Source organism: Variovorax sp. Root473, assembly GCF_001426505.1.
Classification (GTDB): Bacteria; Pseudomonadota; Gammaproteobacteria; order Burkholderiales; family Burkholderiaceae_C; genus Variovorax.
Map to the genome: position 1 here is coordinate 178,171 of NZ_LMEV01000002.1, position 14,369 is coordinate 192,539.

14 protein-coding genes are annotated in these 14,369 nt (G+C 66.7%); 3 read left to right on the top strand and 11 right to left on the bottom strand.

All coding sequences use genetic code 11. The annotated features are described in order from the left end of the window. Positions 1–20 precede the first annotated feature (20 nt). From ASD34_RS03565 to ASD34_RS03610, 10 genes are read right to left on the bottom strand one after another with little or no spacing between them, the layout of a single operon-like run. Positions 21–596, bottom strand: a complete 576-nt coding sequence (locus ASD34_RS03565; RefSeq protein ID WP_056572789.1) for a DUF1415 domain-containing protein — start codon at positions 594–596, stop codon at positions 21–23. Beyond that, positions 593–1,873 (bottom strand): CynX/NimT family MFS transporter, encoded by a 1,281-nt coding sequence (locus ASD34_RS03570; RefSeq protein ID WP_056572793.1) that lies wholly within the window; start codon positions 1,871–1,873, stop codon positions 593–595. The genes ASD34_RS03565 and ASD34_RS03570 overlap by 4 nt, the downstream gene beginning before the upstream one ends. Then, the gene (locus ASD34_RS03575; RefSeq protein ID WP_056573234.1) at positions 1,870–3,006 is read right to left on the bottom strand and encodes a deoxyguanosinetriphosphate triphosphohydrolase; all 1,137 of its coding nucleotides are present in this window, start codon (positions 3,004–3,006) and stop codon (positions 1,870–1,872) included. The genes ASD34_RS03570 and ASD34_RS03575 overlap by 4 nt, the downstream gene beginning before the upstream one ends. Beyond that, positions 3,003–4,127, bottom strand: coding sequence for a 3-dehydroquinate synthase (aroB, locus tag ASD34_RS03580; protein WP_056572796.1), 1,125 nt, complete (start codon positions 4,125–4,127; stop codon positions 3,003–3,005). Before aroB ends, ASD34_RS03575 begins: the two co-directional genes overlap by 4 nt. 33 nt (positions 4,128–4,160) lie before the next feature. Then, positions 4,161–4,709 (bottom strand): shikimate kinase, encoded by a 549-nt coding sequence (locus ASD34_RS03585; RefSeq protein ID WP_056572799.1) that lies wholly within the window; start codon positions 4,707–4,709, stop codon positions 4,161–4,163. Positions 4,710–4,732: 23 nt separating this feature from the next. Beyond that, on the bottom strand, positions 4,733–6,880 hold the full coding sequence (pilQ, locus tag ASD34_RS03590; protein ID WP_056572802.1) for a type IV pilus secretin PilQ: 2,148 nt from the start codon (positions 6,878–6,880) through the stop codon (positions 4,733–4,735). Further along, positions 6,877–7,419, bottom strand: a complete 543-nt coding sequence (locus tag ASD34_RS03595) for a pilus assembly protein PilP (protein ID WP_056572805.1) — start codon at positions 7,417–7,419, stop codon at positions 6,877–6,879. Before ASD34_RS03595 ends, pilQ begins: the two co-directional genes overlap by 4 nt. Continuing rightward, positions 7,416–8,096 (bottom strand): type 4a pilus biogenesis protein PilO, encoded by a 681-nt coding sequence (locus tag ASD34_RS03600; protein ID WP_056572808.1) that lies wholly within the window; start codon positions 8,094–8,096, stop codon positions 7,416–7,418. Before ASD34_RS03600 ends, ASD34_RS03595 begins: the two co-directional genes overlap by 4 nt. A 6-nt stretch (positions 8,097–8,102) precedes the next feature. Further along, positions 8,103–8,723 (bottom strand): PilN domain-containing protein, encoded by a 621-nt coding sequence (locus ASD34_RS03605; RefSeq protein WP_056572811.1) that lies wholly within the window; start codon positions 8,721–8,723, stop codon positions 8,103–8,105. Continuing rightward, positions 8,720–9,799, bottom strand: a complete 1,080-nt coding sequence (locus tag ASD34_RS03610; protein ID WP_056572814.1) for a pilus assembly protein PilM — start codon at positions 9,797–9,799, stop codon at positions 8,720–8,722. Before ASD34_RS03610 ends, ASD34_RS03605 begins: the two co-directional genes overlap by 4 nt. Before the next feature lie 250 nt (positions 9,800–10,049). Here ASD34_RS03610 and ASD34_RS03615 point away from each other — a divergent pair, with 250 nt between their 5' ends. Beyond that, positions 10,050–12,461: a penicillin-binding protein 1A gene (locus ASD34_RS03615; protein ID WP_200937513.1), complete on the top strand. Its 2,412-nt coding sequence runs from the start codon at positions 10,050–10,052 to the stop codon at positions 12,459–12,461. Positions 12,462–12,496: 35 nt separating this feature from the next. Here the strand turns inward: ASD34_RS03615 and cyaY are convergent, their stop codons facing one another. After that, complete coding sequence (gene cyaY / locus ASD34_RS03620; RefSeq protein ID WP_056572817.1) at positions 12,497–12,829, bottom strand: iron donor protein CyaY; 333 nt, start codon at positions 12,827–12,829, stop codon at positions 12,497–12,499. 12 nt (positions 12,830–12,841) lie between these two features. Between cyaY and lptM the strand changes: the two genes are divergently transcribed. Together lptM and lysA are read left to right on the top strand one after the other, a co-directional pair. Continuing rightward, on the top strand, positions 12,842–13,090 hold the full coding sequence (lptM, locus tag ASD34_RS26975) for an LPS translocon maturation chaperone LptM (protein WP_082548491.1): 249 nt from the start codon (positions 12,842–12,844) through the stop codon (positions 13,088–13,090). Continuing rightward, on the top strand, positions 13,087–14,364 hold the full coding sequence (gene lysA, locus ASD34_RS03625) for a diaminopimelate decarboxylase (protein WP_056572820.1): 1,278 nt from the start codon (positions 13,087–13,089) through the stop codon (positions 14,362–14,364). Before lptM ends, lysA begins: the two co-directional genes overlap by 4 nt. The last annotated feature ends 5 nt before the right edge of the window (positions 14,365–14,369 follow it).

Sequence of the window (14,369 nt, forward strand, 5' to 3'; positions counted from 1 at the left end):
TTCTTGTTGCTTCTTGTTGTTCAGGGCGTGGCGCTTCCCGGGCCCACATCGAGCGCGGTCCAGCCCGCCGGGCCCAGGGCTTCGAGCGTCTCGATGTTGCGCTCGAAGATCGCCTCGGCCTGCGGAAAGGCTTCGACCGCGCGGTCCATGCTTTCCTCGCGCAGCAGGTGCAGCGTGGGGTATGGCGCGCGGTTGGTGGCGTTGCTGATGTCGTCGGGCTCGGTGCCGCCGAACTGGAAGTGCGGATGAAAGCTGGCGAGTTGCAGCACGCCGTCGAAGCCCGCGCGAGAAAGCTTGCGCTCGGCGCGCTCCGTGAAATCGTTGAAGTCGAGAAAGTCCGCCAGGGCATGGGGGACGATCAGCAAGGTGGTGTCGCGCACCTCGGCGTCCAGCGCCACAAGCGCGCGGGCTTCGGCCAGCAGCGTGTCGATCAGGCGGCCTTCGTGGGTGTCGAGGTAGGTCGTGTAGTGGATCTGGCCCTTCACATGCACCGCCTTGGCAAAGGGGCACAGGTTGAGGCCGATCACGGCGCGCTCCAGCCAGCGGCGGGTGTCGGCTTCGGCTTGCGCGGCCTCGACGATCGCTGGATCGCTCATGGTGTGGGCTCCGCGACTTGCCGAATGCGTCCGAGGCGCACGGCGACCGCCATGCCTGCGAGCGAGCAAGCCAGCGTCGCGGCCCAGGTCCAGTGCCAGCCGCCGACGCGGTGCGCCAGCCAGGCCACCGCGGGCGGCGCCAGGAACTGGCCGAGCGAGGACGCCTGCTGCATCAGGCCGACCGTGGTCGACACGGTGCTCGGCCCCGGCGCCAGCCGCACGCCCAGCAGGAACAGCGTCGCCGGCACCATGCCGCCGCCGAGCGAAAAAGCGCAGATCGCGGCATAGCGCAGCGCGGGCGGCAGGCCCAGCGCCTGGGCACCCTGCCCCACCTGCGCGAAGGCGGCGACACCGCCCAGCGCCATGGTCAGAAATCCCCATTGCAGCAGGCGCTCGGGCGCCACGCCACGTTGCAGCCAGCGGCCGCCCATGAGGTTGCCGACGATGTTCATTGCCGCGGCCAGCGCGGTCAGCACCGCGCTCCAGGCGGCCGGCACCTTCGCATCGGCATAGATGGCGGGAAGAAAACCGATCACGGCCATCCACTGGGATGAGTACACCGCAAAGGTCAGCGCGATCAGCCACGGCGCGCGCGCACCGACCGTCTCACGCAGCCGCGACGCCCAGCCGGACGATGCAGGCTGTGGGCTTGCACCGGCTGCGCGGGGCCGGTCGCGCGGCACCGACAGCCACACCCAGAGGGCCGCCCCCGCCGACACCAGCGACAGCGTCCACCACCAGTCGCCCCATCCGCCCCAGGCGATGAGGGCCGGGCCGATGAGCAGCGCCAGCGCCACGCCGAGCGGCATGTAGGCACCCCACAGGCCCAGCGCGGCCTTGTCGGCGCCCGCCGGTGTCAGTGCGCGGATGAGTCCCGGGCCCGGCATCACTGCCATCAGGAAGCCGATGCCTTCGGCCGCGCGCAGCACGAAGAGCCACAGCACCGCGTGCGATCCGCCCAGCAGACCGGCGCCCACGGCACCGCCCAACAGGCTGGCCGCCGTCAGCACCGCCAGCCCGACGAGCATGCTGCGCCGCAGGCCGATGGAATCGGCCGCAAGCCCGGCCAGCAGGCCCAGCGTCATGCTCGCGACCTGGACCAGCGAGAGCAGGAAGCCCGCCTCGACCAGGTCGATACCCAGCGACGCCTGCAACGCCGGTACGGCGGGTGGCAGCTTCCCCAAATGCAGCGCGGCGCTGACGCCGCCCAGCACGACGGCGAAGGCGGCGACGGGCACGCGGGCCGACGCGCTGTTCGAGCGCACGGCGGCCGTCATGCGATCCCCCGCCGGCCGGTCAGCCGTTCATGCTCGCGCATGGCGAAGCGGTCGGTCATGCCGGCGATGTAGTCGGCCACGGCGCGGTGCCGGTCGTGGCGCTCGGCGTATGACGCGGGCATTTCCGTGCCGCGCGCCAGGTACGCGTCGAACAGTTCGCGCACGACCGCGCTCGCCTGGTCGGTGGTCTGCGTGACCTGCGGATGGCGATAAAGATTGCGAAAGAGAAACTGCTTGAGCGCTTCGGATTGCGCCTGCATGGCGCCGCTGAAGGCCACCAGCGGCGGCGCGCGGCGCACCGCGTCGGCATCGACGGGACCCCGCGCCTCGATGGCCGCGCGCGTCGTGTCGATCACGTCGTAGACCTGCGCGCTGAGCATGCGGCGGATGGTTTCATAGAGCACGCGCCGGCCCTGGCCCGGCAACTGCGGATGCTCGGCCAGCGCCTCACGGCGGTAGCGCTCGAACAGCTCCACATCGGCCAACTGCTCGACGCTGATGAGGCCGGAGCGTACGCCGTCATCGATGTCGTGCGCGTTGTAGGCAATGGCGTCGGCCAGGTTGCACAGCTGCGCCTCCAGCCCCGGCTGCGTGCGGTCGAGGAAACGGCGCGCCACGCCTTGCGGCTCGGCGGCCTCGATGCGTTCTGCGTTGGCGCGCGAGCAATGCTTGAGGATGCCTTCGCGCGTTTCGAAACTGAGATTGAGGCCGTCGTACTGCGGGTAGCGGTGCTCCAGCGCATCGACCACGCGCAGGCTCTGCAGGTTGTGCTCGAAGCCGCCGTGTTCGGCCATGCAGGCATTGAGCGCGTCCTGGCCTGCGTGGCCGAAAGGCGTGTGGCCGAGATCGTGGGCCAGCGCGATCGCCTCGACCAGGTCCTCGTTGAGGCGCAGCGCGCGCGCGATGGAACGGCCCAGCTGCGCAACTTCCAGCGAATGCGTGAGCCGCGTGCGGAACAGGTCGCCCTCGTGGTTCAGGAAGACCTGGGTCTTGTAGACCAGCCGACGGAAGGCGGTCGAATGAACGATGCGGTCGCGGTCGCGCTGGAAGGCGTCGCGCGTGGGCGCGGGCGGCTCCGCGTGGCGCCGTCCGCGCGAGCGCGCGGGATGGCAGGCGTACGCCGCAAGGCTCATGCCGCGCAGCACTGCGCGAGCACGTCGCGCACCATCGCGTCGGGCGCGCTGCGCACGACGGCGGAGCCGGGCCGGTCGATCACCACGAAACGGATCTCGCCGGCTTCCGATTTCTTGTCGACACGCATCAACTCGAGGTAACGCTCGGCGCCCAGCGCCGGCCCCACGGTGGGCAGGCCGGCACGCTCGATCAGGCGCGTGAGCCGCGCGACGAAGGCCGCGTCGACGCCGCCCAGCCGTTGCGACAGCTGCGCCGCCATGACCATGCCGCAGCCGACGGCTTCGCCGTGCAGCCATTCGCCGTAGCCCAGGCCCGACTCGATGGCATGGCCAAAGGTGTGGCCGAAATTGAGGATGGCGCGCAGGCCGGTCTCGCGCTCGTCCTGGCCGACCACCAGCGCCTTGATCTCGCAGCTGCGCTTGACGGCGTGGGCCAGCGCGGCCGGGTCGCGCGCGACCAGCGCTTCGATGTTCGACTCGATCCAGTCGAAGAAGGCCATGTCGTAGATCGGGCCGTATTTGATGACCTCGGCCAAGCCGGCGCTTAGTTCGCGCGGGGGCAGCGTCTGCAACGTGTTCAGGTCGCACAGCACGAGCTGCGGCTGGTAGAACGCGCCGATCATGTTCTTGCCCAGCGGGTGGTTGATGGCCGTCTTGCCGCCCACCGACGAATCGACCTGCGCCAGCAGCGTGGTCGGCACCTGCACGAAGGGCACGCCGCGCATGTAGCTGGCAGCGGCGAAACCGGTCATGTCGCCCACCACGCCGCCGCCGAGCGCGAACAGCACCGTCTTGCGGTCGCTGCCGTGGCCCAGCAGCGCGTCGAAGATCAGGTTCAGCGTTTCGAGGTTCTTGTGCGCCTCGCCATCGGGCAGTTCGAGCAGGTGAACCGTGCGAAAGCGATTGGCCAGCACGGTGCGCAGCGCGTGGGCGTAGAGCGGCGCCACGGTGGTGTTGCTGACAATCAGCGCACTTGCAGCCGCGGGAACAACGCCGAAGCTTGCGGAGTCTTCCAGCAAGCCGCCACCGATCAGGATCGGATAGCTGCGCTCGCCGAGCTGGATCTCGACGCGTTCGGGCTGTGGTGAGGCGGAAAGTGCGGGCGAAACGGACAGGGACATGGCCGCGAGTTTAGGCGCTCGGGCCTGCCAGGGTCAGTCGGAGGGCTCTTCCGGATGGGCGCCAGGTTCGACCACGCCGGCCAGCTCGAGCTGCATCACGATGAGGTTGACGAGCACCGCAATCGACGGCCGGCCGGTGTCGACCACGTCGTGGGCCGTTTCCCGGTAGAACGGGTCACGCGCATCGTGCAGCTCGCGCAGCCGTCCCAGCGGATCGGCCACCTGCAAGAGCGGGCGCTTGACGTCGTGGCGCAGGCGCCGGAACAGGTCTTCGGGCGAAGAGCGCAGGTAAATGACATGGAAATGACCGTGCAACTGCTGGCGGTTGGCCTCGCGCAGCACGGCGCCACCGCCGGTCGCCAACACACCGTGCGGGCTGGCAGCCAGATCGGCGATCACCGCCTGCTCGATGTCGCGGAAGGCGGTTTCGCCCTCGCGATCGAAAAAATCGCGGATCGTGCAGCCGATGCGCTGCTCGATCACGTGATCGGTGTCGATGAAAGGAGTATTCAGCCGGGCGCCCAGACGCCGGCCCACTGCGGACTTTCCGGCGCCGGGCAACCCGACAAGTGCGACCGCCACGCGGTGGCTGCTACGCCCGCGCGTCAGCGCGCGGCGTTGCGGTCGGTAATCATCTTCGGGGTGATAAAGACGAGCATTTCAGTCTTGTTGGCAACGCGTTCGCGCTTGCGGAACAATGCCCCCATGTAGGGGATTTCACCCAGCACCGGCACGCGCGATTCGTCATTGGTTTCGGTGAGTTCGAAGATACCACCGATGACGACCGTGCCGCCGTTCTCGACCAGCACCTCGGTCTGCACGTGCTTGGTGTTGATGGCCGGACCCGCCGAGGTGTTGACGCCGCGGGCGTCCTTGCTCACATCCAGTGTCAGGATGATGTTGCCCTCGGGCGTGATCTGCGGTGTGACTTCGAGCTTGAGCACCGCCTTGCGGAACGAGATCGAGGTCGCGCCGCTGGACGTGGCTTGCTGGTACGGAATTTCTTCGCCCTGCTCGATCAGTGCCTTGGTCTGGTCGGCCGTGATGACGCGCGGGCTGGACACCAGCTTGCCCTTGCCGTCGGCTTCGAGCGCCGAGATCTCGAGGTTCAGCATGCGCGACAAGCTCGAGTTGAACAGCGAGATCGCGAAGGTACCGGGCGCATTGCCGGTGCCGCCTGCATCGCCTGCGGGCAGGTTGATGAAGTTGGAGTTGGTCCAGGCGGCTGCCGCGGCGCCGACGCCGCCGGTGGTGGTGGTGGGCATGACTCCGAAGGTGCCGTATGCGGGATTGCCATTGGCCGACGCGACGCGTTCGCGGGAGATACCGCCGCCCAGACGCACGCCGAGCGACTTGCCGAAGGTGTCGGAGGCTTCCACGATGCGCGCTTCGATCAGCACCTGCCGAACCGGGATGTCGAGCTTCTGGATCAGTTCGGTGACCTGGGCCAGACGCGAGGGAATGTCGGAGACGAACAGCTGGTTGGTCCGCGACTCGGCGATCACACTGCCGCGGGGGCTGAGAATGCGCGAGGTCGCGCCGCCACCACCACCGCCGCCGCCACCCGCCGACGCGCCGGTTCCCGTCAGGCCTTGCGCAATCGCAATGGCCTTCGTGTAGTTCAGCTGGAACGACTGCGTGCGCAGCGGCTCCAGGTTCTCGATCGCCGCCTTGGCTTCGAATTCGAGCTTTTCCTTGGCGTTGATCTCATCCTTGGGCGCGATCCACAGCACGCTGCCGTTCTTGCGCATGCCCAGGTTCTTCGCCTGCATGATGATGTCCAGCGCCTGGTCCCAGGGCACGTCCTTCAGTCGCAGCGTCAGTGCGCCGCTGACCGAGTCGGAGGTCACGATGTTGAAGTTCGTGAAGTCGGCGATCACCTGCAGCAGCGAGCGGATCTCGATGTTCTGGAAGTTCAGCGACAGCTTCTCGCCGTTGTAACCGACCCCCTGCGTGAGCTTGCTCGGGTCGACCTTGCGCGCGCGCACTTCCACCACGAACTGGTTTTCGCTCTGGTAGGCGCTGTGCTCCCAGTCGCCCTTGGCATCGATCGTCATGCGCACGCGGTCACCCGATTGCTGCGAGGTGATCAATTGCACGGGCGTACCGAAATCGGCCACGTCCAGACGGCGGCGCAGGCCTTCGGGCAGCGTCGACTTGGTGAATTCCACGACCAGGCTCTTGCCTTGCTGCTTCACATCCACGCCGACCTGGTTGTTCGGCAGGTCGACCAGCACGCGGCCGGTGCTGTCGGCACCGAGACGGAAATCGACGTCGCGCAACGGCAAGGTGTCGCGGTTGCGGTTCTCGGCGAAAGTGGTCGCCGCGGAAGCGACGAGCGCCGTCCCGGCCACAGGCTCGAGCACCACCAGCAGCGACTTGCCCTGGATTTCGGCCTTGTAAGCCGTGGCCTGCTTCAGGTTCAGCACCACACGGCTGCGGTCACCTGCCTGCACCACGTTGACCGAGCGCAGGTTGCCCTGGTTCACCTCGATGGCCGAACGCCCGATGGCGTTCGTCACGCCCGGGAAGTCCAGCGCGATGCGCGCCGGCGTCTGCACGGAGAACCCGGCGGGCACGGCAGCGAGCGGCTGGGCCAGGTCGATGCGGATCACTTCCGCGCCCGACTGGGTCGAACTCGTCACCGACTCGATTGCGTTTTGCGCATGGGCGACGGCCAGGGCACCGAAAGCCAGCAGACCCAGCCCGGCGGCGCGCAGCCACTGTGCCATCGTTGATTTTTTTTGGTTCATTTCGCACTCTCTTGCAACTGCAGCGTGGCTACGCGTTCGATCCATTCGCCCGCGGCGTCCTGCACGATCTCGCGCAGGGCGACTTCGGTTTCGTTGATACGGGTGATGCGCCCGTAGTTGAGCCCCAGGTACTCGCCGACGCGCACCTTGTAGAGCAGCTTGTCCACGCGCACGAGCGCCACCGGCTGGCCGTTGCGGTTCATGCTGCCGACCATCGCCATCGTGTCGAGCGGGAACGCTTCGAGCGCCTCCTTGCGGCGCGCCAGCTCGGGCGCGATCAGCTCGGACGTGCTCGGCTGGTTCGACTCCCGGCGCAGCGCCTGGGTCAACTTCAGCATATTGAAAGGCTCGAAGGACGATGCCTCGGTGTAGGCCTGCGGCGTGAACTTCTTGGGTTCGGATATCGGTGGCACCGAAGGCTTGACCTGGGCCCGCTCCTCGACCATCCAGCGCTGCAGGTCTTCCTGGTCGGAATCGCCGCAGGCGCTCAGGCCCAGCGTGGCCAGCACCAGCCACAGAACTTTGACGGCCGGCTTCATTTCTTCGCCTTCGGCGCCGTGGCGCGTTTCTGGGCGGCGCGCTCGTCTTCGTCGAGGTAGCGGTAGGTGCGCGCGGTGGCGTCCATCGTCAGCACGTCCTTGTCCTTCTGCGGTGTGACGGTCACGTTGTTGAGCGTCACGATGCGCGACAGGCTGGCCACGTCGGCCGCGAACGCGCCCATGTCGTGGTAGCGGCCGGTGACGCGCACGGCGATCGGCAGCTCCGCGTAGTAATCCTTGACCGAGACCTGGCCCGGGCGGAACAGCTCGAACTGCAGGCTGCGGCCCAGGCCGGCCTGGTTGATATCGGAAAGCAGCGCGTCCATTTCCGCCTTGCTGGGCAGTTGCTTCTCGAGAAGGATCACGTACTGCTGCACCTGCTCGCGCTGCTTCTTCAGCAGGTCGAGGTTGGCGGCCTGCGCCACCTTCTTCTTGTAATCGGCACGCAGCGTCACTTCCTTGGCGCGCTCGGCTTCGAGTTCGTCGTTCGAGTTCGTGAGCCAGACAAACCACAGGCCCACCAGCACCAGCGCAGCCACGGCAAGGCACAGCGCATAGCGCGGCACCGCCGGCCACATGGACGGGTCATTCGGATTCAATCCGCGGAACTGGTCGCCGAAGTTCCGCAGGGCGGTGGCGACGTCGACTTTGGGGAGGGATCGGTTGCTGATGGCCATGATCGGTTACCCCTTTGCCTGCGCCTTGGCGGCCAGGGCTTTTTCGGCCTCGGCCTTCTGGGCGTCCGTGGGCCGCTTGAGGCCGATGCGCATCGTGAAGTTCGCGACGCGGCGCTGATCGCGCTGGCTCAGGTTCACATTGGCCGAGGTGATTTCGACCAGCTCGGGCTTCACCAGCCAGGGGCTGTTGTTGCCGAGGTTGCGCAGCAGCTCCGACACCCGCTCGTTGGACTGCGCCATGCCTTGCAGCGTGACGGTCTGGTTCTCCTGCTTCATGCTGGTCAGATAGACGCCATCGGGCAGTTGCCGGACGAGTTCGTTGAGCAGGTGCACCGGCAGGTTGCGGTCGCCTTGCAGGTCTTCCACGGCCAGTTGGCGCGCGCGCAGGGCGGCGATTTCGTCCTGCAGCGTCGAGATTTCCTTGATCTCGACTTCGAGTTTCTTGATCTCGGCCTGGAGGAAGCCGTTCTTCGACTGCTGCGCGGAAATCTGGGCTTCGAACCAGAGGTAGCCAAGCCCGGCGATCAGAACGCCCAACAATGCGGCACCGCCCAGGGTGCCGTAAAAGGCCTCGCGACGGCGCTTGCGCGCGGCTTCGCGGTGCGGAAGCAGGTTGATCAGGATCACTGCAGGAACCTCCGCATGGCCAGGCCGCAGGAGGTCAGATAGGAAGGCGCTTCGCGGCGGACCTTCTTTTCGCGAATGCTGGGACCAAAGTCCATGCCGTCGAACGGATTCACGAGTGAACACGCGAACGACGTCTGGCGGGTCACGGCATTGGTCAGCCCGGGCAACGATGACGAGCCGCCCGCCAGCAGCACGTAGTCCACGCGGTTGTGCGGCGTGCTGGTGAAGAAGAACTGCAGTGCCCGCGCGATTTCCTGCGCGATGCTTTCAACGAAGGGCTTGAGCACGCCCGAGCCGTAGTCGTCGGGCAGGTCACCGCTGCGCTTCTTGGCTTCGGCTTCCTCCGCAGAAAAACCGTACTGGCGCACGATGAGCTGGGTGAGCTGTGCGCCGCCGAAAGCCTGGTCGCGGTCGTACAGCACTTCCTGGTTGCGCAGCACCTGCATGCTGGTCGTGAACGCGCCCACTTCGAACAGCGCCACGATGGCGTCAACGCCCTTGCCGGGAAGCTGCTCGATCAGGCGCGCCGTTGCGAGGCGCGAGGCATACGACTCGACATCGAGAATCATCGCCTTGAGGCCCGCGGCTTCCGCCAGGCCTTCGCGGTCCTGCACCTTCTCCTTGCGGGAGGCGGCGATCAGCACTTCCACGTCGCCGACGGAGGACGTGCTCGGTCCGGTCACGCAGAAATCAAGGCTCACCTCGTCCAGCGAGAACGGGATGTACTGGTTGGCTTCGGACTCGACCTGGATCTCGAGTTCCTGCTCGCTCATGCCGCCCGGAAGAATGATCTTCTTGGTGATGACGGCCGAGGGCGGCAGTGCCAGCGCGACGTTGCGAGTCTTGGTACCGCTCTTGCGCACGACGCGGCGCACGGCTTCGGCGACTTCGTCGAATTTCTCGACGTTGCCGTCGGTGATCCAGCCGCGTTCGAGCGGCTCGATGGCGCAGCGCTCCAGAACCAGCTTGCCGCTGGCCTCACGGCCGAGCTCCACCAGCTTCACGCTGGACGAACTGACGTCCAGTCCCAGCAGGGGGGCGTTCTGACGACGAAACAATGATCCAAGAGCAGCCAAGTTAGGTCCCTCTCCCCCTGTTATTTGTAACCAATGGAAAAATATGCGTTCGGTTGCATGCTAGCAGCAGCCACAGCGCCCTCCAAGCGTGCAGAAAGCCCGGAATCGACAACCGTTGTCAAAACGTGACGTCACAACTTCATTTTGTAACTTTCTGCTTAGCGCGAGGGGAGGGAATGCGCGAGGTAACAAAGATCCAGGCGCGCCGAGGGGCGGCTTTTTATAATGTCGGGTGACTCTTCGGGCCTCCATGCAAGAAAATTCCAGCCCCAAGGGGCGCGCCAAGACCCCTCCACCCGAACGCCCCTTCTGGCTCAAATGGCTGTTGCGTTTCGTGTTCTGGGGCGCGGGCATCGCTGCGGCGGGCCTGCTTTCCATCCTGTGCGTGGTGGCCGTAGCCCTGGCAGTGGCCTATCCGAACCTGCCGGACATCTCGGAACTCTCCGACTACCGCCCCAAGCTGCCGCTGCGGGTGTTCTCCGCTGAAGGCACGCAGATCGGCGAATTCGGGGAGGAGCGACGCAACCTCACCCCCATTGCTGCGATTCCCAAGGTCGTGAAGGACGCCGTCCTTGCCGCCGAGGACGCCCGCTTCTATGACCACGGCGGGGTCGACTACAAGGGCCTGGTCCGTGCGGGCATTGCCAACCTGAACCGCGTAAAGAGCCAGGGCGCCTCCACCATCACCATGCAGGTGGCCCGCAACGTCTACCTGAGTTCCGAGAAGACGCTCACGCGCAAGATTTACGAGGTGCTGCTGACCTTCAAGCTGGAGCACATGCTCACGAAGGACCAGATCTTCGAGATCTACCTGAACCAGATCTACCTGGGCAACCGCGCCTACGGTTTCGCGGCCGCCTCCGAAGCCTATTTCGGCAAGCCGCTGTCCGACATGTCGATCGCCCAGGCCGCCATGCTCGCGGGCCTGCCCAAGGCCCCCGGCGCGAACAACCCGGTCAACAACCCGCAGCGCGCGCGGGGGCGTCAGTTCTACGTGATCGACCGCATGCAGGAAGCCGGCTTCATCACCGCCGAACAGGCCGCCGAAGCGAAAAAAGAGCAGCTGCACCTGCGCGATGCCGCCGATCCGAACCGCCTGCACGCCGAGTACGTCGCCGAAACCGTGCGCCAGCTGATGTACGCGCAGTACGGCGACAGCACCTACACGCGCGGCCTCAAGGTCTACACCTCGCTGGTCGCCGCCGACCAGGCCGCAGCCTACAAGGCCCTGCGCAAGGGCATCATGGATTACGAGCGCCGCCAGGTGTACCGCGGCCCCGAGAAATTCATCGACCTGCCGAACGACCCCAAGGAACTCGACGAAGCGGTGGACGACGTGCTCAACGACCACCCCGACAACGGTGACGTGATGGCGGCCGTGGTGCTCAAGGCCACGCCCAAGGAAATCCAGGCCATCCGTGCCAACGGCGACGCCGTGCAGATCACCGGCGACGGCCTCAAGCCCGCGCAGTCCGGCCTGTCGGACAAGGCACCGCCCAACATCAAGATCCGCCGCGGCGCCGTGATCCGTGTCGCGAAGACGCCCAAGAACACCTGGGAAATCACCCAATTGCCCGAGGTCGAGGGCGCGTTCGTCGCCATGGATCCGCGCGACGGCGCCATCAAGGCGCTGGTCGGCGGTTTCGACTTCGGCAAGAACAAGTTCAACCACGTCACGCAGGCGTGGCGCCAGCCGGGCTCGAGCTTCAAGCCGTTCATTTACTCGGCGGCGCTCGAAAAGGGCTTTACCCCCTCGACCGTCATCAACGACGGCCCGCTGTTCTTCGACGCCGGTACCACCGGCGGCCAGCCCTGGGAGCCCAAGAACTACGGCGGCGGCTTCGACGGTCCGATGTCGATGCGCACCGCGCTGATGAAGTCGCGCAACCTCGTGTCGATCCGCATCCTGCAGTCCATCGGCACGCGCTATGCGCAAGACTGGATCACCAACTTCGGCTTCGACAAGGACAAGCACCCCGCCTACCTGCCGATGGCACTCGGTGCCGGGGCCGTCACGCCGATGCAGATGGCGGTGGGCTACTCGGTGTTCGCCAATGGCGGCTACCGCGTGAACCCCTACCTCGTGACGCGCATCACCGACCACAAGGACCGCGTGCTGGTCGACGTCCAGCCGCCGCTGCTCAATGAAGCGTCACGCGCCATTCCGCAGCGCAACGCCTTCATCATGGACACGCTGCTGCAGTCCATCACGCGCGCCGGCACCGCCGCGAAGGCGCAGGCAATGCTCAAGCGTCCCGACCTGTACGGCAAGACCGGCACCACCAACGACTCGCTCGACGCCTGGTTCGCGGGCTTCCAGCCCACCATGACGGCGATCTCGTGGATCGGCTACGACACGCCCCGCAACCTGGGCGACCGGGAAACCGGCGGGGGCCTGAGCCTGCCGATCTGGATCAACTACATGGAAACCGCCCTCAAGGGCGTGCCCGTGACCGACCTGTCGACCACACCGCCTTCGGGCATCGTGAGCGTCGGCGGCGAGTGGTACTACGACGACTACGCGCCGGGCCGCGGCGTGTCCAGCCTGGGTGTCGAAGCTGCTGCGCCCGCGGCGCCGGCCGAGGCCCTGAGCGGTCCGCCGATCAGCGCACCGGCACCGCCCGAGGAGCGCAACCGCATCCTCGACCTGTTCAGGAACTGATCAAGAAGAAGCGCGCGAAGAAGGCAAGCGGCGGTTCAGGCCGCCGCGAACACCAGCGGCAGCCCCGCCTGCAGGGTCGCCTCGCGCGAGAGGTTGCCGAAGAATTCTTCCCCGGTCTTGGTGTCCACCCACATCCGGCCATCGTGCCGGTAGTGGTAGCCGCCGGAGCGCGCCGCCAGCCAGATTTCATGCAGCGGCTTCTGCAGGTTCACGATCAGTTGGCTGCCGTTCTGGAACGACATCGTGATCATTCCTCCGACCCGCTGGTTGTCGATGTCTGCGTCGGTCGCGTCGTTGATGCGGTCGCAGGCCTTCTCGATGGCGGCAAGCGCCGCCTCGGCGTGGTCCATGTACTCGGTGTCGGTCATTACAATTTCAGCATGTTGAATGTTCGCCAAATTCTAGTGAGCGCTCGCGCCCGCACCGCGCTCATGGTCTGCCTTGCCGCCAGCGCGGCCGGCCTTGCGGCGTGCGGACAGCGCGGCGCGCTCTACCTGCCGACCGATCCGGCGGCCGCCCAGCGCGCCACCTTGCCCCAATTGCTCACACCCGGTGGCTCCAACGCCTCCGACGAAGCGGCCCCCAAGCCAGCCGCAGCGAGCAGCGCTCCCACCTCCCCCCAGAAATGACGACGAACACCCCCCTGCCCGGCCACCCCCACATCGCCCACCGCGACGGCGCCCTGCACGTCGAGGGCGTCGCGCTCGACGCGCTGGCGCGCACGCACGGCACGCCGCTGTTCGTCTATTCGAAGCAGTGGATGCTCGACGCCCTGGCGGCCTACCAGCGCGGCTTCGAGGGCCGCAACGCACTGATCTGCTACGCGATGAAGGCCAATTCCTCGCTCGGCGTGCTGCGCGTGTTCGCCGAGGCCGGCTGCGGTTTCGACATCGTCTCGGGCGGCGAGCTGTCGCGCGTGCTGGCGGTGGGCGCCGATCCCAGGAAGATCATCTTCTCGGGCGTCGGCAAGACGCGCGCCGAGATGCGCCAGGCCCTGGCGGCCGGCATCGCCTGCTTCAATGTCGAGAGCGAAGCCGAGCTCGACGTGCTCAACGAGGTGGCGCTGGCCGAGAAGGTGCGCGCGCCGATCAGCATCCGCATCAATCCGAATGTCGACCCGAAGACGCATCCGTACATTTCCACCGGCCTGAAGGGCAACAAGTTCGGCATCGCGCACGACCGCGCGGTGCAGGCCTACCAGCACGCCGCCCGGCTGCCGGGCCTGGAGGTGGTCGGCATCGACTGCCACATCGGCTCGCAAATCACCGAAGCCTCGCCCTATCTGGACGCCTGCGACCGCGTGCTTGACCTGGTGGAGGCCATCGAAGCGGCCGGCGTGCCGATCCATCACCTGGACTTCGGCGGCGGCCTGGGCATCGACTACAACGGCGAAGTGCCGCCCAAGGCCGATGCGCTGTGGCAGCAACTGCTCGCCAAGCTCGACGCGCGCGGCTTCGGCCAGCGCAAGCTCGTCATCGAACCCGGCCGCTCGCTGGTCGGCAATGCCGGTGTGTGCGTGACCGAGGTGCTCTACACGAAGCCCGGCGAGGACAAGAACTTCTGCATCGTCGACGCGGCCATGAACGACCTGCCGCGCCCCGCGATGTACCAGGCCTTCCAGAAGATCGTGCCGCTGCGCGAGCGTGCCGGCGACGCACCGACCTACGACGTCGTGGGCCCGGTCTGCGAAAGCGGTGACTGGATCGGTCGCGACCGCGCACTCAACGTGGTGGCCGGCGACCTGCTGGCCGTTTTGTCGGCGGGTGCGTACTGCATGAGCATGGCCAGCAACTACAACACGCGCGGCCGTGCCGCCGAGGTTCTGGTGAGCGGCGCCACCGCGAAGCTGATCCGCCGCCGCGAGACGATGGAAGACCAGCTGCGCGCCGAGATCGACGGCTGATCCGG